This is a genomic window from Helicobacter sp. MIT 01-3238 (assembly GCF_003364135.1).
Taxonomy (GTDB): domain Bacteria; phylum Campylobacterota; class Campylobacteria; order Campylobacterales; family Helicobacteraceae; genus Helicobacter_B.
This window is the reverse complement of record NZ_NXLN01000005.1, coordinates 21,114-38,578: the sequence shown is the minus strand read 5'-3', so window position 1 is coordinate 38,578 and position 17,465 is coordinate 21,114. Positions and strand designations below refer to the sequence as shown.

The 17,465-nt window shown below is 42.6% G+C and carries 16 protein-coding genes; 9 read left to right on the top strand and 7 right to left on the bottom strand.

Features of this window, described 5'->3' with window-relative positions:
• Positions 1 to 9: 9 nt before the first annotated feature.
• Both CQA40_RS02600 and CQA40_RS02595 read right to left on the bottom strand, forming a co-directional pair.
• Positions 10 to 999, bottom strand: a complete 990-nt coding sequence (locus CQA40_RS02600) for a hypothetical protein (RefSeq protein ID WP_115519414.1) — start codon at positions 997 to 999, stop codon at positions 10 to 12.
• A 235-nt stretch (positions 1,000 to 1,234) separates the two neighbouring features.
• Positions 1,235 to 1,459, bottom strand: a complete 225-nt coding sequence (locus tag CQA40_RS02595) for a hypothetical protein (protein WP_115519413.1) — start codon at positions 1,457 to 1,459, stop codon at positions 1,235 to 1,237.
• A 324-nt stretch (positions 1,460 to 1,783) separates the two neighbouring features.
• On the opposite strand from CQA40_RS02595, the gene CQA40_RS02590 reads away from it, so the two are divergent.
• From CQA40_RS02590 to CQA40_RS02580, 3 genes are all read left to right on the top strand, one after another.
• Positions 1,784 to 2,749, top strand: a complete 966-nt coding sequence (locus CQA40_RS02590) for a D-2-hydroxyacid dehydrogenase (protein ID WP_115519412.1) — start codon at positions 1,784 to 1,786, stop codon at positions 2,747 to 2,749.
• A 112-nt stretch (positions 2,750 to 2,861) separates the two neighbouring features.
• A complete protein-coding gene (locus CQA40_RS02585; RefSeq protein WP_115519411.1) occupies positions 2,862 to 4,436 on the top strand; it encodes an NAD(P)H-hydrate epimerase in 1,575 nt (524 codons plus the stop codon).
• Positions 4,437 to 5,153: a uracil-DNA glycosylase family protein gene (locus tag CQA40_RS02580; RefSeq protein WP_115519410.1), complete on the top strand. Its 717-nt coding sequence runs from the start codon at positions 4,437 to 4,439 to the stop codon at positions 5,151 to 5,153.
• Positions 5,154 to 5,317: 164 nt separating this feature from the next.
• Here CQA40_RS02580 and CQA40_RS02575 read toward each other — a convergent pair whose 3' ends face one another.
• The 5 genes from CQA40_RS02575 to CQA40_RS02555 form a co-directional block, all read right to left on the bottom strand.
• Complete coding sequence (locus tag CQA40_RS02575; RefSeq protein ID WP_115519409.1) at positions 5,318 to 7,165, bottom strand: ABC transporter ATP-binding protein; 1,848 nt, start codon at positions 7,163 to 7,165, stop codon at positions 5,318 to 5,320.
• A 155-nt stretch (positions 7,166 to 7,320) separates the two neighbouring features.
• The gene (locus CQA40_RS02570) at positions 7,321 to 9,150 is read right to left on the bottom strand and encodes an ABC transporter ATP-binding protein (protein WP_181882803.1); all 1,830 of its coding nucleotides are present in this window, start codon (positions 9,148 to 9,150) and stop codon (positions 7,321 to 7,323) included.
• A gap of 28 nt (positions 9,151 to 9,178) precedes the next feature.
• Entirely contained in the window at positions 9,179 to 10,477 is a 1,299-nt protein-coding gene (locus tag CQA40_RS02565) for an MFS transporter (protein WP_115519407.1), read from the bottom strand.
• A gap of 8 nt (positions 10,478 to 10,485) precedes the next feature.
• Entirely contained in the window at positions 10,486 to 10,785 is a 300-nt protein-coding gene (locus tag CQA40_RS02560) for a TonB-dependent receptor (RefSeq protein WP_115519406.1), read from the bottom strand.
• Positions 10,740 to 12,767 (bottom strand): TonB-dependent receptor, encoded by a 2,028-nt coding sequence (locus CQA40_RS02555; RefSeq protein ID WP_115519405.1) that lies wholly within the window; start codon positions 12,765 to 12,767, stop codon positions 10,740 to 10,742. Before CQA40_RS02555 ends, CQA40_RS02560 begins: the two co-directional genes overlap by 46 nt.
• Positions 12,768 to 13,088: 321 nt before the next feature.
• On the opposite strand from CQA40_RS02555, the gene CQA40_RS02550 reads away from it, so the two are divergent.
• The 6 genes from CQA40_RS02550 to CQA40_RS02530 all read left to right on the top strand — a co-directional run bounded on the left by CQA40_RS02550 (position 13,089) and on the right by CQA40_RS02530 (position 17,383).
• Entirely contained in the window at positions 13,089 to 14,075 is a 987-nt protein-coding gene (locus CQA40_RS02550; protein ID WP_115519404.1) for an AraC family transcriptional regulator, read from the top strand.
• A 291-nt stretch (positions 14,076 to 14,366) separates the two neighbouring features.
• Positions 14,367 to 15,641 carry a phosphopyruvate hydratase gene (gene eno, locus CQA40_RS02545; protein ID WP_023928741.1) on the top strand — a complete coding sequence of 425 codons (1,275 nt, stop codon included), beginning with the start codon at positions 14,367 to 14,369 and terminating at the stop codon, positions 15,639 to 15,641.
• 36 nt (positions 15,642 to 15,677) lie between these two features.
• Positions 15,678 to 15,800, top strand: a complete 123-nt coding sequence (locus CQA40_RS11535) for a hypothetical protein (RefSeq protein WP_258864433.1) — start codon at positions 15,678 to 15,680, stop codon at positions 15,798 to 15,800.
• 40 nt (positions 15,801 to 15,840) lie between these two features.
• The gene (locus CQA40_RS02540; RefSeq protein ID WP_147290144.1) at positions 15,841 to 16,074 is read left to right on the top strand and encodes a hypothetical protein; all 234 of its coding nucleotides are present in this window, start codon (positions 15,841 to 15,843) and stop codon (positions 16,072 to 16,074) included.
• Entirely contained in the window at positions 16,071 to 16,796 is a 726-nt protein-coding gene (locus CQA40_RS02535; RefSeq protein WP_115519402.1) for an AMIN domain-containing protein, read from the top strand. Before CQA40_RS02540 ends, CQA40_RS02535 begins: the two co-directional genes overlap by 4 nt.
• Positions 16,797 to 16,801: 5 nt before the next feature.
• Positions 16,802 to 17,383, top strand: coding sequence for a shikimate kinase (locus tag CQA40_RS02530; RefSeq protein ID WP_147290143.1), 582 nt, complete (start codon positions 16,802 to 16,804; stop codon positions 17,381 to 17,383).
• The last annotated feature ends 82 nt before the right edge of the window (positions 17,384 to 17,465 follow it).

The window sequence follows — 17,465 nt, the reverse complement described above, 5'->3', positions numbered from 1 at the left end:
TTGGATTCTCTAAAAAAGCACACTAAAGCTGCCATAAGGCACAACGACAAGATTATACAGCGAGCCTATGGAGGCTTCCACTCTTGTCCCAAACTCAAGCCAAGTATGCCTACCTATATCAAAGGCTAGCCCTGTCTTTATCCCTGCCAAAAAACCTGCACCCGAAGTTCTGCCTTTATATTTGTAGCCATAGCCTAAATAAGTATTTCCCACATACGATTTAGTGCCGACTTCATATTCATAATCATACTCCCCATAGTTTCCGCCGATATACGCGTCTAGCACATATCGCACAGGGCTATCAAAAAGTTGAGGAATCCACCCCAAGCCCAAATATCCATCTACGATAAATTGATTTCCCTTAGCCCACGCATAGCTTGCTCCTAAGAAAAACCTAGTGCTATCGCCATACTTAAACCCTAGCTCAAGGCTAGTTTGTGGGACTATCCACAAATGCAAACCGATATAAGCCCCGCCCTCAAGCCTGATATAAAACTGCGTATCTGTGTCTTTTTTGCTCGTATAGATGACTTCCTCATCATCTTCCTCTTCTTCATAGTAGTATCTTGTTTTGTTTTGCTGCTGATTTTGCGCAGGGGGACCGTAGTATTGGGGTTGATTTCCTTTCGGGTAGTTTTGCTTTGATTTTTGGTTTGGGTAGTTATTTGGGTAGTTGCCCTGATAGTTGCCTTGTGTGTTTTGATAGTTGTTTGGATAGCTATTTGGTGCGCTATTTTGGGGATTGCTTCGCGTGCCTGTCCTATCTAGCTCTTTTTGGAGTTGATTATTTTGCCTTTTTAGCTCCAAAATCTTTTTTTGCTTCTCTAGTCGCTCTATCTCTGCGTCTAGATTTTGCGCCTGCGCCACACACGCTACAAATGCGCTTAAGCACAAGGCTTTAAGCATTTTAGAGGTTTTGGCAGATACTTGGGGAGTTTGTGAATCTTGGGAGATTTGTGCTTGGGAAATTTGCCACGAGCGAGTTAAAGAGGTTCGCATCACATATCCTTATATTTAGAAGTTTTGTTATGTGATTTTGCCCGTTTTTTTTTTTTTGTCAAGCGTGGAAACGCGAAATCTCTACTAAAAAATCCAATAAAAGAAATAAAGAAAAGAAAAAAGAAGTAAAAAGCAAGAGAGAACTAAAGAAGTAAAAACCCCTAAAAAAAGGGCATAAAAAAACCTAGCTTAGAATCCCTAAGCTAGGCAAGACGGAATAAAATCTAAAAAAGCCTTATTTAGCTTCTTCTGTTTTAGTTTCCGCTGGAGCTTCTGTGCTAGCTTCTGGAGCTGGTGTAGCTTCAGTTGCTGGAGCTTCTGTGCTAGCTTCTGGAGCTGGTGTAGCTTCAGTTGCTGGAGCTTCTGTGGAAGTAGCTTCTTGTTTTGGTTTGTCATCTCCACAACCAACAAACAATACGCCTAGAGCTGCTACGAAAGCAAAAAGAGCCAATTTTTTCATAGGATTCTCCTCAAAAAGTGAAATTGAACTGAAGTTATAACATAAAAAAAGTTAATTGACAAAGAAATTTGCAAAATATTTGCGCAAAAAACACATATTTTGTTAATTTTTCTATAAAATACCCTTGCAACACTTTAATATAGCGATATTTTTAAAGTGAGATTTCAAGCCACGCAAAACCCAAAATATATAAAATCCACTTAAATAACTACTAATAATATATCAGCAAATCATCGCCTTAAGCTAAAATCTCTAACCAAACGCCTTGCCAAATCAGCGCACAGCGACAATACAGCGACAAACCCCACAGCAAAAGGAGCAACAATGCAAAATCTAACCATAATAAACCTTGATGCCAAAACCTTAGGTGGCGCGGATTTGAGCGAGCTAAAATCCTATGGCAACTATATAGAATACCCCACCACCACATATCAGCAGACTTATGAACGAGCAAAGCAAGCAGATATTATCCTTACAAATAAAGTAGTCCTAGATAAGCCTATCTTAGAATCTCTGCCAAATCTCAAACTCATCTGCGTAACCGCCACAGGCACAAATATCATCGACATAGACTATGCCACCTTGCGCGGGATAAAGGTAAAAAATGTCGCGGGCTACTCCACGCTAAGTGTCGCACAGCACACACTTACTCTAGCACTAGATTTCCTAAGCCAAATCCACTACTATGATAGCTATGTCAAATCTGGTGCGTGGTGCAAAAGCGATATTTTCACTCATCTAGGCATAGGCAGGGCTGGACTAGCAGGGAAAAGGTGGGGAATCATAGGCTTTGGTAGCATAGGGCAGAGAGTAGCCCACTTAGTCAAAGCCTTTGACGCGCAAGTGTGCTACACCTCCACAAGTGGCAAAAACGACAACCCAAACGCTAAGCGCGTAAAGCTAGATGAGCTACTAAGAGAATGCGACATCATCTCTATCCACGCCCCGCTAAACCCTGCGACAAAAAACCTCATAGATTCTAGCAAGCTATCATTACTAAAGAGTGGTGCGATATTGCTAAATCTAGGACGCGGTGGCATAGTCAGCGAAGAAGCAGTGGCAAAAGCCCTAAAAAATGGCGCGGATTTTTACTACGGCACAGATGTGCTAGAGAGCGAGCCTATGAGGGAGAATCACCCGTTTTTGGATTCCGCACTTATAAGTGGCGGGGAGCTATCTCATAGATTGCTTATCACGCCACATATCGCGTGGGCGTATGGCGATTCTCTAAAAGAGCTAGTGGCTTTAAGCATAAAGAATGTCATAGACTTTGTCAAAAATGGCGAGTAAAAAATAAGTGTGGCAAATAAGTGGATAGACTTTAGCTTTGCAAAATCTGCGAAAATAATCACAAAAGCCACAAACCCCACAAAATCAAAACATAGAACCTTAAGAAGCCGAAATGAAAAAACTCTACCAAAGCAGTGCAAATCTCGATAAACGCGCGATTAGCAAATTTCTTTTAAGCGAAGAGATTTTGATGGAAAACGCCGCAAACGCGCTTGCTTCGCTCATATCTAGGATTACGCACAAAAAAAGCGTGATAACCATAGTCTGCGGTAGCGGGGATAATGGAGGTGATGGCTACGCACTTGCTAGAAAGATTAGAGGGGATTATCTCGTGCGTGTATATGAAGCAAAAGAGCCAAAATCCACTCTATGCAAGCTCCAAGCCCAAAGGGCGCAAGTGTGTGGCGTAGAGTGGACAAAAAAGATTTTGCCTTGTGATGTGGTGGTGGATTGTCTTTTTGGGAGTGGCTTTAGTGGCGAGCTAGGGAGTGAGTTTATCACACTGCTAGGGCAGATGAACTCTTGTGCTAGGGTAAAAATCGCGTGTGATATTCCAAGCGGACTAGATATAAGCAACGGCTTTGATACGCGAGTGAAAGAAGCGTTTAGGGCGGATTATACACTTTGTATGGGTGCGCTAAAGATAGGGCTTTTTAGCGATAATGCAAAAGATTTCGTAGGCGAAGTCATCGTAGGGGATTTAGGCATTAGCTCGCAAGACTATGAAGTGCAAAGCCCGTTTTTTTTGCTAGAGGAAAGCGACTTAGTCCTGCCACAAAGGAGAGAAAAATCCTGCCACAAAGGCGACTTCGGGTATGTCGCTTTTATCTGCGGAGAAAAGCTAGGTGCTAGTGTGCTAGCAGCAAAATCTGCCCTGCGTATGGGAGCGGGCAAAGTAAGCCTGATAAAAGATTTTGGCAAAGATTTAGACGGGGGGGCAGCGGGGGCAAAAGATTTTAGCGATTCTACTCAAAGAGAATCTAGCCAAAGCAAATCTAGTGATTTTGCCCTCATCGCCACAAATCCAGAGATAATGCTAGAGCAGTGCTTACCAAAGGGGGCAAATGTCCTTGTGGTAGGAATGGGGCTAGGGCTTAGCTCAATAGATAAAAGCCTTAAAACCGCGCTAAAATCCGCTCTAGCAGATTCTAGCTTGGATTTTGTCGTGCTTGATGCGGATATGTGCTATGCGGAGTTTGTAGCAGAACTGCTAAGCGATGAAGTAGTACAAGGCAAAATCGTGCTTACTCCCCACCCAAAAGAGTTTGCTTCTCTAGCCAAAATCTGCTCGATTTTGGAGGATTCTAGCCAAACAAATGATGGGCAAGCAAGCCAAGAGATTGATTTGGTGCTACAAAACCGATTCTCTCTCGCCCTAAAATTTAGCCAAACTTATCCCAAAGCCACTTTACTACTAAAGGGAGCAAACTCCATAATCGCTCAAAATGGCAAGCTATACATAAACCCACTTGGTAGCCAAGCCCTAGCCAAAGGCGGAAGTGGCGATGTGCTATGCGGTGTCATCGCTGCCTATCTAGCCCAATCAGTAGCCAAAGCCACCCCAAAAAAATCCCCACTAGATTGCACGATAAACGCTTCTTTAGCCCACGCGCTTGCTTCTCATAGAGAGAAAAACCCCTACGCACTCACTCCATTGCTACTAATCGAGCATCTAGGGAATCTCTAAATGACACCCCAAGCCACCAAAAATCCAGCGCAAAATCCAAAAACCGCTGAAATCTATAAGCTATATGAACTATATCTAGCAAAGTCATTTGGAGTAGACTACATAGCCCAGTGCGCTCCCCAAGTCGCCCCAAGCAAATCCCTAGAATCAAGCCTAGCTGCCCAAATCAAAAGCTGTCGCATCTGCGCTAGAAGCAAGCTAGACACACCCAAACTTGACTATGTGCGAAGCGATAGTGTGGTGGTGTTTGTAAGCGAATTTGCTATGGGCGATATGGCAAAGCCACCAAAATCAAATCCGCAAAGTCCCTCCGCCCACTCCGCGAACTTTTCGCCATTTCTTTTCGACTCCAAAGGAGCACAAATGCTCCAAAACATCGCCCAAAATGTGTTTAAAACCAATAAATTTAGCGTGCTATCCCTGCTAAAATGCGCCACTAGAGAATCCACCCAGCAAGAGCGCGAAGCGTGCAAACCCTACCTCATATCCCAGCTATCAAAAAGCCCAGCAAAAGCCGTAGTGCTTTTTGGCGAAGTGGTGTGTGAGAGTGTGCTAGGACTAGACTTTAGCCACAAAGGCGTAGCACTAGATTTGCTAGACAAAAAGGCAATAGCCACCTACTCTCTATCACAGCTCCTACGCAACCCCTCGCTAAAAAAGCAAACCCTAGCACATCTTCACACACTACTTCAAGCAAGCCCGCTAAATCCAAACTAGATTTCTAGACATAGTGTTCGCTTATCGCCTTATTTTGATAAAACCTTTTTGCTAACTAAAACTTTCGCTAACAAAATCTTTCTACAAAAATCTTTGCTTCCCAAACCCCACACAATCTATGCAATCCACAAAATCAAATCCCCAAAATCTAGCCACCTTAGCCACTACCCCAGATTTTGTGCGCTCCACATTTTGGCATACTCGCCCTTTAGTGCGAGTAGCTGCTTGTGCGTGCCACTCTCTACGATTTTGCCGTTTTTTAAAAACACGATTTTGTCGCAGTTCATCACGCTTTTTAGTTTGTGGGCGATTATGATGACTGTTTTGTCTTTTGCTAGGCGGTTTAGCGCGCGCTGCATCGCAAACTCATTATACACATCAAGGCTTGAAGTGATTTCATCTAGCAAGATTATAGGCGAGTTTTTGAGGTTGCACCGAGCGATTGAGATTCGCTGCTTTTCCCCACCGCTTAGGCTTGCCCCGCTCTCACTCACCTTTGTGTCTATGCCATAGGGTAGCGCATTTACAAACTCTAGCGCGTTGGCAGATTTTAGTGCCTCTCTTATCTCCTCATCGCTTGCGTCTTCTTTGCCAAAGGCGACATTTGACTTCAGGCTCCCACCGAAAAGATAAGGGTTTTGAAACACCATAGAAAACTTACCCATAAGGCTTTCGATTTCTAGCCAAGCGATATTTTTTAGGCTAGCTTTTTCATTTGCGTTGCCGATTTTGATTGCCCCGCTACTTGGCTCATAAAATCTAGCAATGAGCTTGACTAGCGTGCTTTTGCCCGAGCCAGATTCGCCTACGATTGCTAGACTGCTTTTGTGCGGGATTAGGAGGTTTATATCTCGCAGTGCGAAGTCTTGCCTATCTAAGTCTTGCTTAATTACCCCCTTATCTTTGCCATTTCCTTGCACATTCTCGAAATCCCCGCCTTTGCTTTTACCCCTCGCGCCATAGCTAAAGCACAGATTTTCTATGACTATGTCATTTCCCTGCGGGATTTGCCTATCGCTTCCGCTCACTTCTTTTTGCGCCCTTAGGGCTAGGATATTTTGCCCAGATTTTACGAAGTAGCGTAGCTCAATGAAATTTATCGCAAAAGTCATTAGCGGGACAAACGCCTTAGAGCCCACCAAAATAAAGCCCAAATACTCAATCACAGAGAGTTCTCCGCGTAGCAAAAACTCCCTGCCAAAGCCTATCATAAGCCCGATTCCAGCACCCATACACGACACCACAGCAAGTGCAAAAGGCATTAGCCCCACTTCGATTTTTATGCTTTCTTTGCGCAGGTTTTCAAAGCTCCTCTCTAGTCGTTTGAATTTCTCGCCACTTAGGCTATGCGCTTTTATCGTAGTGATTCCATCAATGTATTCGTTTATGTGATTTGAAGCGTCCAAAACCGCATCGATATGCCTTGCGCTTAGATAATCGCTAAGCCTCCTTGTAGCCCATAAAATAACCACCGCCAAAGGCACGCACGCAAAAAACGCCAACGCCATTTGAAAATGATAAATCGCTAGCCCTACAAATACCACCACGCTCACCACAAAGCTCCCAAAGACTTGCGGGACAAGGTGGCTATTTGCCTGCTCGATACTTGCAAAATCTTTCATAATGCAGTGGCTTAGCCTTGAAGGATTTGCACTCTCTAAAAACCCTAGAGGCAGTTTGCGGATATGCTCGGCTAGCTCTATGCGCCCTTTTGCGCTTGCTTTGTAAGTGCTCTCAAAGTTTGCCCTATACGCAGGGATAGAGAGATAATAGCCCGCTATCATTAGCAAAAATCCCACTGCGCAAATAAGCAATAGCTCGCTAAAGCTCGCCTCCACCCCACCAAAGTAAAAAAGCGAGCCCTCAAAAAACGGACCCAAAACCCTAGCGACAAAATAAATCACCACAAAAATCGTGCTAAATTTTGCTATCTCTGCTATGCTTGTCCAAAAAAGCGATTTATAAAATCTAGGCATATCATTTAGGGTGATGATTTTTAGCATTTGCAACATTGTATTTGCTCCTTTTTGGTTTATTTTTTGCGCTTTATGCGCGTTTCATACATTTTTTACACACCTTTAAAATTTAAATTCTGAAAAATTCTCGTGCTTTGAAAATCTAAAAGCCCAAAATCCACCAAAATCCCCAAAGCCACCACCTCCAAAATCTAATTATTGATACTCCACTTTTGTGTGTCGTTGTAGAGATTCCACAGCTCCTTATACTCCGCACTTGTTGCTAGTAGCTCTTTGTGCGTGCCAAAAGCGATGATTTGCCCATCTTGCATTAGCGCGATTTTGTCGCACTTTAGCGCGGAGTTTAGCTTGTGGGCGACCATTATGAGCGTTTTGCCTTTGGCTAGGTGGGACAAAGCTTCATTGAGCTTTGCTTCATTGGTGCTATCTAGTGCGGAATTGACCTCATCTAGCAAAAGTATTGGCGCGTTTTTTAGGATAGCGCGGGCGAGGTTTATTCTTTGTGCTTCCCCACCGCTCAAATTCATTCCCTCTTTGCCTATGACACACTCAAGCCCGTATTTATCGATGACTTCTTTGCATTGCGCTAGACTAGCAGCATTTAGCACTTCCTCATCGCTGGCTTCTTTGCCCGCTTTTATATTCTCGCGCAATGAGTCCAAAAACATAAAATTCTCTTGAAAAACAAAGCTCATAGATTGCATTAAATCGCGCTCGGCTATGTCTTTTATGTCGATTCCACCGATGCATATATGTCCATTATTTGTATCATAAAATCTCGCAAGCAAGTGTAATACACTAGATTTCCCCGCACCGCTTTTGCCTACTATGGCAAGGGACTCGCCCTCTTTGAGTGTGAAGCTAACGCCTTTTAGCGCGTTTTTGGCATAGGGCTTGCCACTAGAATCTGTATAGGCAAAATCCACGCTCTCAAACGCTATGTCAAAGCGCGTTGGCTTTTTGGGATTTTGGCTTTGTGGCAGGGGCTTTTGGCCAAAGATTTTGTCTATGCGCTCCACGCTCTCGCTTATTTGCATTAGCTCGCCACTTAGGTTAAATAGCCTTAAAAACGGCGCAATCAGTCCATTGCTAAGCAAAATAAAAAACACGCAAAGCAAAATGTCATAGAGATTGAATGTATCGCGCGTGATGAAGTAGGCACAAAATGGCAGGGTAAATAAAATAAAGCCATTTACAAGTGTGCTAAAAATCCCAAAAGGGCGCATACACTTGTAAGTGAAGCCTAGCGTGAAGTGATGATACTGCTCTATGCTTTTGGCAAAATCTTGGAAAGAGCTAATGCTTTTGCCAAACATTTTTACCACACTTATGCCTTTGACAAACTCAATACTTGAGGCGTTTATGGATTCTAGTTTGTCAAAATACTGCTCTAAGCAGTGCTTCATCTCCTCTTTGGTCTTGCCATAGGTGCTAAACTGCACACATATCGCCACGATATAAGTCGCCACGCACACAAGCCCTAGCCTCCAATCACTCATCAAAAAAATCACAAATAGCGCACTCGCACCTATAACTGATTGGATAAATTCTGGAATTTTGTGTGCGACAAAGTTTTCGATTTTTTCGACATTTTCTTGCAAGGTTTTGTGAATCTGCCCCTTTGTGTGGTGCGTGAAATACCCTAGCGGGAGGCTCGCTAAATGTCGCGCTAATCGCAAGCGCAGATTGTATAAAATCCTATACGCGCCAAAATGGCTAAGTGTGAATGTTATGCCATTTAGTAGCATCGCTACAAGCACGCTAGCAATGGCGATAAACGCACACCAAAAGACGATTTCTTTATCGACATTGCCCAAATCGTAGGCATTTAGGATAAATTCTTGCACGATATAATACCCCGCAAAATAAGGCACAAACTGACAAATCGCCGCAAGCGAGGAAAGCAGGCTTGAAAAGATGAGGAGTGTTTTTTTCTCCCCGCTTAGCTCAAGCAAGCGCAAGATTCCTTTTTTGGGCTTTTGTGGCAATATTTCTTGTGCTTTTTGATTTTGTGCGTTCATCATTGCTCCTTTGGTTTAGATTTTATGTTTAGGTGATTTTTTTATCGCGCACAACGATACCAAGTGCGATGATAGCAAACAACAAAGAAGCGCAAAAAAGCACTCCATAGCCATTTGCCACACTGCTTTCAATCCCGCTTTTTCCCAAGACTTCGCACAAAGAAAAGCCGATAAAATCACTAGAGTGGCTACTTAGAGAATCTAGCTTTTCTTGCGCGATAAAAATCCCTAAAATCTGTGAAGCGACCACGCCACCGATGACAAAGCAAGCATTTTCAGCCGAGCGCAAAAAGCTAAAATCCACGCCACTTTGTGTGCTGCCCTCACACCAGCGCATACCAAGCGAATACACAAACACAAAAAGGGCGCAAAAATACACACTCACTCCTGCTAGCCCAAGCACGATAAATGCGTGATTTTGCCATAACCACATATTCACTACTAGCCCTACAAACACCACCACACAAAATCCAAGTAAGGCTATAAACGCCCTCCTAAACCCAAGTATGCGTATAAAAAAATATGCCAAAGGCGAGCCTACAAACATAATCGCGCAATTTAGTATCGCACTAAAGATTCCAACCACTTGCAAGGAAAATCCAATATAGACTAGAAGCATTGTGCTTGTGGTGTTTGCTAGTGTGATAGGGAGCATACACGCACACAAAAATCCTAGCTGCCACCATAGGCGCGGGGTTTTTATCGTTTTTAGTATGGAGTGTGTGGGTTTGGTGTGCTCTGTGCTAGATTTTATATTGCCATACTTGCCACTACTACTCATAAGCACAAATGGCACACATAGCACACCCACACACATAGCCATTGCATAGCAAGCCACGCTAAAGCCAAACTCCTCATACACAAATAGTGCTAGCACAATCCCAAGCACTCCACCCACGCCAGAAGCAAGTAGCATTATGGTATTTAGCGCGACTTTTTTATCCGCACTTGTTTGCTCAATAGCGATTGCATTTAGGCTAATGATAGCGCACGCCCCAAGCAAACACATAGCCACAAATACCACACTCATAAGCAAAATATCACTTGGTGCGCAAACCACCCCAAGTAGCACAAATCCAAGCACGGATACAGCTCCAAGTGTGAGGCAGAGTAGCTTAAAATTGCGTGGGGGCTTTTTGCGATAGGATTCTACAAACCCAGAGTAAAAAAAGCTAAGCATAAAAGGAATCATACTAAGATATAGCAGGCTTATTTGCTGTGGGGGCAAGCCGTTTTTGGCAGCGATAGCAGGCAATGCGCCATAAATCATTAGCGTAAAAATACTCACAACCCCATACACACCAAAAGAAATAGCATAAATCTGCATAGCACTTCCTAGTATTTAATCGCGATTTGCGCACCTAGATTCCAAGGGTTGCCTACCATATAGTAAGTAGCCATTCCATTAAATGAGCGAGAATATAGCGCGTATTTGGTGTTTGTGACGTTTTGGGCAAAGATTTTTAGGCTTAGATTTTTGACTTCATACCTTGCAAACAAATCCAAAACCGCATAGGGCTTTTGTGCCAAATCATCACTCCTGCTTAAGTCCTCAAAATACTGCTTGGTATAAAATCTTAGATTTCCACCTAGATAAAATCTATGCGCCCCCCCCCTACACGCAAAAAATTCCAATCAACATTTGCGCTTAGACTAAGCAGTGGCGAAAATTTGAGTCCCTTTCCTCGCACATCATAAGGCACTTGCTGATTTTGACTTTGTGTGGCGTTATAAAAATCCAAATAGCCTGCGTTTTTGCTAGAGTTTGTATATGAAGCACTCCCTATGTTTAGCCCAAGCCCTGTGCTTACGCGCTCCCCATAGTAGCTTATATCTGCATCTAGCCCATAGCTTTGTGCATCGCCTATGTTTTTTATGGATTGTTGAGTGGTGTTGCCTACATAGGATTGTCTATCTTTGATAAACATATAATACACCGCCAAGTTTGCCCTTAGCCTAGAGTCCAAAAACTTCAAATGCGAGCCAATCTCCGCACTATAAATATACTCGGGGTTGTAGGGACGCTGGTCGCTATTGGCATAAGGGAATTTGGCAAAGCCACCTTGCTTTGTCGCGCTAGTGCCACTAATGTAGATTTTGGCATTGTCGTTAATACTAAAGCCAAAAGAGATTCTAGGGTCAAAGCTATGCCAAATCTTGTGGGATTTGTAAGGCTGTGTTATCCCCGCTCCCGGGGAAATGGGGGCGTCCATATCAGCGCGTAAGATTTGATACCTAGCACCCACGCCTATGTCAAAGTGCCTACCGATAGGGAAAGAAGCATCTCCAAATAGCGCAGCGGTGTTTATGCTCTCTATTGCGTTCCAATTCGCACGAAATCCAAACGAAGTAAGCCCATTGCCATTATCAGCGATAAATCCGCGCATACCATTATCTGTCTGCAAATATTTATAATACGCCCCAAAAGTCGTTTTGATTCCGTTTTTATACTCACTATTTAGGCGAAGCTCCTCTAGTGCTTGGGTTACATTATAAAAGTATCCATTTTGTTTGGTGGCAAAATAGCCTTTTGAAGTGTTTGGAGAAGTCCCAACTATGGGATAAACATTTAGTAGAGAATCACTTTTGCTAAACGCGCTAATGGAAGCTAAAATATGCTTGCCAAAATCATACTCTAGCTTTAGAGAAGCACTATTTTGTAAGGATTTGTGCCACGGATTTGGCGCGTAGATATGCGGGCTAGCAAAACTAGATAAAGGCGGAATATCCCCTGAAATCTCATAGCCAAAATCTGTGGCATTGTTTTCAAATTGGGATTTTGTGAGGTAGAATCCTTTGGTGTTGTTTGGCATAAAGCTAAAATTATAGCTTAGTGTCGCTAGAAATGCACTTGTAGGTGCATAATACAATGCCACACCACCTAGAATGTTATCACTTGTCTTTCTATACTTATCTCCGTATTTGATGAAGCCATTTTCGTGAGTGTAGCGCACATTTGCTTTGCCCCATAGCTTGTCTTTGATAAGCACGCCACCGAAATATGCGTTTAAGTCCTCATAGAGCTTTGAGCCTGTGAGGGAGATATTTGCATAGTTGCCTTTCATAGGATTTTTGGTGCGGATAGAGATAAGCCCACTTTGTGAATTCTCGCCATAAAGCGTGCCTTGCGCACCGCGAAGTAGCTCTACTTGCTCTACATCTCCTAGAGATTGGATAATGAAATTTGGGCTTTGAGGCACGCCATCGACATAGAGATTTAGCGTGGTGGAGTAATAATCGCTGCTTGACACACCGCGCAAAACCGCCATAGGAAACACGCTTGAGCCATCGGAGTTTTGGATTTGTAGTCCTGCAAAAGCACTGCCTAGCTCATCGGTGGAGTTTATGTTTGTATTGGCGATTTGCTTTTCTTTGATGACTTGGACACTAGAATTTACACTTGATACTTCTGCTTCATATTTGTTTGCAGTCGTTGTGATTTTTTCTAGCTCGTGGGGCTTTAGATGCTCATAAGTGCTATGTTTGGTTTGGCTATCTGTGGTTTGGCTAGAATCTGTGCTAGATTGTAGAGTGCTTGGCAGATTTTGTGCGTTTGCTAGCGTGGCTACTAGCAGGATTAGCTTTAGCTTTTTTGTCGCTTTTGGCAAAGTATTCATTTTGGCTTTCCTTTTATCATTTTGAGATTTTCATTTATGAGGGTGGAAAAGATTTTAAACAAGACAAATGATAATAAAACCCAAAAATTTTTTCTACCTCAAAATGCCATAATTTTTTGCAATAACGCGTTTTGCCATTTTTTTGCATTTTTATTCTTTTTTGTGTGCTACAATGGCGACTTTTTAAGATACTTTTAGAGTGATTCTCATATTTTGAAATATAATGAGAATACCACAGCTAAAGTCATCAAAAACCCAAAAATAGCTACAAAATACATTTAAGTATAGAAAGCACAAAAATCAAAAAAGCAAGGAAAGAAAATGAGTGAAGCAAGGTTTCTAAACAAAGCAAGAGATTTTAGCAGGCATTATCAAGCATTTGCCAAAATCGGTGGCACGCTAAAGCACTATCAAGCAAACCAAAATGGTATAAAAGAGCTAAAACTTGAGTGCAAAGATGCAAAAGTAGATATAAAAACCTGCTCTATTTTGCAAGGAGTGTCGGTGGATTTTGGGGAGTTTGTGGGGGATTTTGGGCATTTAGATTTAAGCTATGATAAGCCAAGTGTAAATTTTGGGCTAATACAAAGTGGGTATTACAAAAGTAGCTGCGATGGGCAAGACTTCGCCCTAAGCGATGATGAAATGTTTGTCATCTCGCCAAATATGCACGATTTTGGGCAAAGCGCGAAAGCACAATGCAAATGCGTGCAGATAAATATCGACATACAAGAAGCGAGCAAGGAGATAAACGCGTTTTTTAGTGAATTTGATTTGGAGAGGTTTTATGAAATGTCAAACCAAAATCCATATATTTTGGACGCTTGCGTGCGCGATAAAATGCTTTTCCACCATATCGAGCAAGCCAAATGCGTAGATATGATACGACTAAAGGTGCTTGAGTGCTTGCTAGAGATAGATATGAAGCTAAAGCAAGCTAGGGCAACAACACCAACAACTTGCCAAAGCACGCAATACACCACGAAAGCATACATAGCGCGAGTAAAGGAATATTTGCAAGCAAACTATTTTCTAAGCCAAGATGAGCTAAACTTGCGTGATTTGAGCGAGAGATTTAGCGTGTGTGTGAGCAAGCTAACGCAGGATTTTGTCAAATATGAGGGAATCTCTATCTATCAGTTCCTAAAATCCTGCAAAATCAACAATGCTTGCAAAATCCTAAAAGAGGGCAAATCTATCTCTTTCACAGCAAATGAAGTGGGCTATATAAATGTATCTTGCTTTTGCAAAAACTTCAAAGAAAAATACGGCATAAGTCCACGCGAGTTTCAAAAAATTGCTAAATAACTTTGAAAAAGCTAAATCTAGCTTGCGACACTTTTATCATTTTTTATCACTTCTAAATCTTAGCAAAAGACTTTTTCACTTCAATAATTGCTTTGGGCAATAAAAGCACCAAACTTGTTTTTGCATTACAAAGAAATGCTACAATAGATTTTGCTTTTATAAATCAAAACGAACTAAAGATATGTGAAACTGCCAAAGAATCATCAAAGTGGTGTAAGTGTAGTGCAATAGGTGGAATCCAAATTGCTAAGGCTACATTTTGAGACTTTATAGACGCATAAGGAGCGTAGAATGACTTTTATTGATAGTATTTTTGCCGAAGAAGTGCTTGACTCTCGGGGGAATCCCACCCTCAAAGCCACAGTCGCCCTAAGTGATGGCACGATAGAGAGTGCGATAGTGCCAAGTGGCGCAAGCACGGGCAAAAGAGAAGCCATAGAGCTACGAGATGGCGACAAGTCGCGCTATCTTGGCAAAGGTGTGCTAAAGGCGTGCGAGAATGTAGATGCGATTATTTCAGACGCGCTTGTGGGGACTAGCCCTTATGACCAAGCCTTTATCGACTCTACGCTAAAAGAGATTGATGGGACAAACAACTACGCAAATATCGGCGCAAACGCTAGCTTAGGCGTGTCTATGGCAGTGGCTAGGGCAAGTGCCAAAAGCCTAAAAATCCCGCTATATCGCTATCTAGGTGGCGCAAATGCTATAACACTTCCCGTGCCTATGCTAAATATCATAAATGGTGGTAGCCACGCGGATAATACGGTGGATTTCCAAGAATATATGATAATGCCACTTGGGTTTGAGGACTTTGATGAGGCATTGCGAGCAAGTGCGGAAATCTACCAGCACCTAAAAGCGATTCTAAAAAAATCCAAACATATCACAAGTATCGGTGATGAGGGGGGATTCGCACCAAATCTCAAAAATAATGCCGAGCCAATCGAAGTGATACTCCAAGCCATAGAAAAAGCGGGATACAAGCCAAAAGAGCAAGTGGCTATCGCCCTAGATGTCGCTAGTAGCGAGCTAGTCGATGAAAAAGGAATCTACCACCTAGATGGCGAGGGCAGGAAGCTAGACTCTGCAGGAATGGTAGAATACTACGAAACACTATGCGCGAAATATCCTATCGTATCTATCGAAGATGGGCTAAGCGAAGATGATTGGGAAGGGTGGAAGCTACTTACCAAAAAGCTAGGTGGCAAAGTCCAGCTTGTGGGCGATGATTTGTTTGTAACCAATGCAGAGATTCTCTCTCACGGAATCAAACAAAAAATCGCAAACGCGATTCTAATCAAGCCAAATCAAATCGGCACAGTGAGTGAAACTATGCAAACCGTGCGCTTGGCACAAAGAAATGGCTATAAGTGCATAATGAGCCACAGAAGTGGAGAGAGCGAGGATAGCTTCATCGCGGATTTTGCAGTAGCTCTAAACACGGGCGAGATAAAGACAGGAAGCACGGCTAGAAGCGAGCGAATGGCAAAGTATAATCGCTTGCTTGCCCTGCATCACGAGCTAGCAAAACCTCACTATCTAGGCAGGGAGCTATTTGGCTAAATCTTCGTATAAAAGCATAGAAGAGTAGCCAAAGAAGTGCGAAACGCGCAAAACCGTGTAAAAAGCCTAAGAAGTGAAAAAGGCATAAAAAATATGCTTATCCCAAAAAAGCCACAAAATCTAGCAACCACCACGCAAGTATTTGCAAGCAAAATCTAGCCTAGAATCCAAAACTAAACTAGGCAAAACGGAGAGCAAAATGCAAAATCTTTGGTATTTCCTCTACACACATAGAAAATACGCTTTTTTCTTGCTATTTTTGGCAGGGGCCAGTGCGTATTTGACATTTTTGGTCGTGGGGGAGAATTCTTTGGAAGTGCTACTTCACAATAGGGAGCAAAAAAACACCCTGCAAAAAGAAGTCGATACCTTACAAACTGAAAATGCTAGATTGCAAAAAGTGCTATTTGAGCTCAAAGGATTAGAACCGTGAGTAATCAAAACATACTACAAGACATACTAAGTGCTAGCAAGCTAAATGCTATCAAAGCTACTTTTGCGCGATTTGTCGCATATTTTGCGTATTTTGCGCCCGCCCTGCTTTGTGCCACACTTTTTGCGCTACTAGCTATTGATTTTGCGCTGGCTAGAGAGAATCCATTTGAGCCGATGAGTCGCCCGCAAGAAGATACTTTTAAATCCCCCAATGCAAAAAACTATTTCAAAGAGTTTGACTTCAAGCTACCTAGCACCGCTAGAATCCTAAAGACCGTAACCATAACATACCAAAATATTGACGGTAGCACAGAGAGCAAAACCCTAAATATTGATGAGGGGATTGATTGGCATTTCCCTATTTTGCTAAGCCAAAGAAAAGCATTTCTAAACGAAAAAGTGCAGCACTACACTATCACGCCTTTTGATTTTTTCACTCAAAAAAATCGATTCTACCTCTTTAGTGCCAACACTATTATCCGCTCATTTGTGCTTCCCTCGCCCTATCGCATCGTAATAGACATAGACAAAGCAGAGCAATACGGCTTGCAAAAGCCTCCAACATCTAGCAATGGATTTGTCCCGCTAAATGTCAAGTATTTCACCAAAGCCGCCCTAGATGTGCATAAAGATTTCTATCGCTTCATCATCACCCTTGATGGACAATACACCTACCACATTGACAAAGAAGTGGATTATTACATTATCTCGGTGGAGTGATTTTGGTGCTTGATAGTGCAAACATTGTCCTAATCGGCTTTATGGGCAGTGGCAAAAGTAGCGTGGCTAAAAATCTTGGCAAAAGATATAGCCAAAGTCAAAATCCGTCCCAAAATCTATCACAAAAGACACCGCGCAAAGACACCGCGCAAAATCCAAAATTTACTCGATTTGTGCTTGATAGCGATGAGATGATAAGCAAAAATTTGGGTATGAGTATCAGCCAATACTTTAAGCGCAGGGGCGAGGAAGCGTTTCGCTTGAGGGAAGCGGAATTTATCGCTTGGGTGTGCTCAAGTGTAAAAAACGCTATCATCTCCACAGGTGGCGGTATGCCGATTTTTAATGATGTCAAGCAAATGGGCTTTGTGGTGTATTTAGAGATTGGCTTTGATGAGATTCTCTCAAGGCTAGATTCTATACAAAGAACTAAACGGCCTCTTTTTAGGGATTTGAAGAAAGCTAGAGAGATTCTTCTCTATCGCAAAGATATTTACAAAAACGCCGCAGATTTAGTCATCGATGCGAGCAAACCACTAGAATCTATCACGCAAGAAATACTAAATCATCATTTGATAAAAGCGTGAGAGTGGCTTTAGGCTTGAGGTAGGCTAAAGCAAATATGCGTAGCAAAACCAAATCTAGTAAAATCTAGCAAATCTAAGGCAC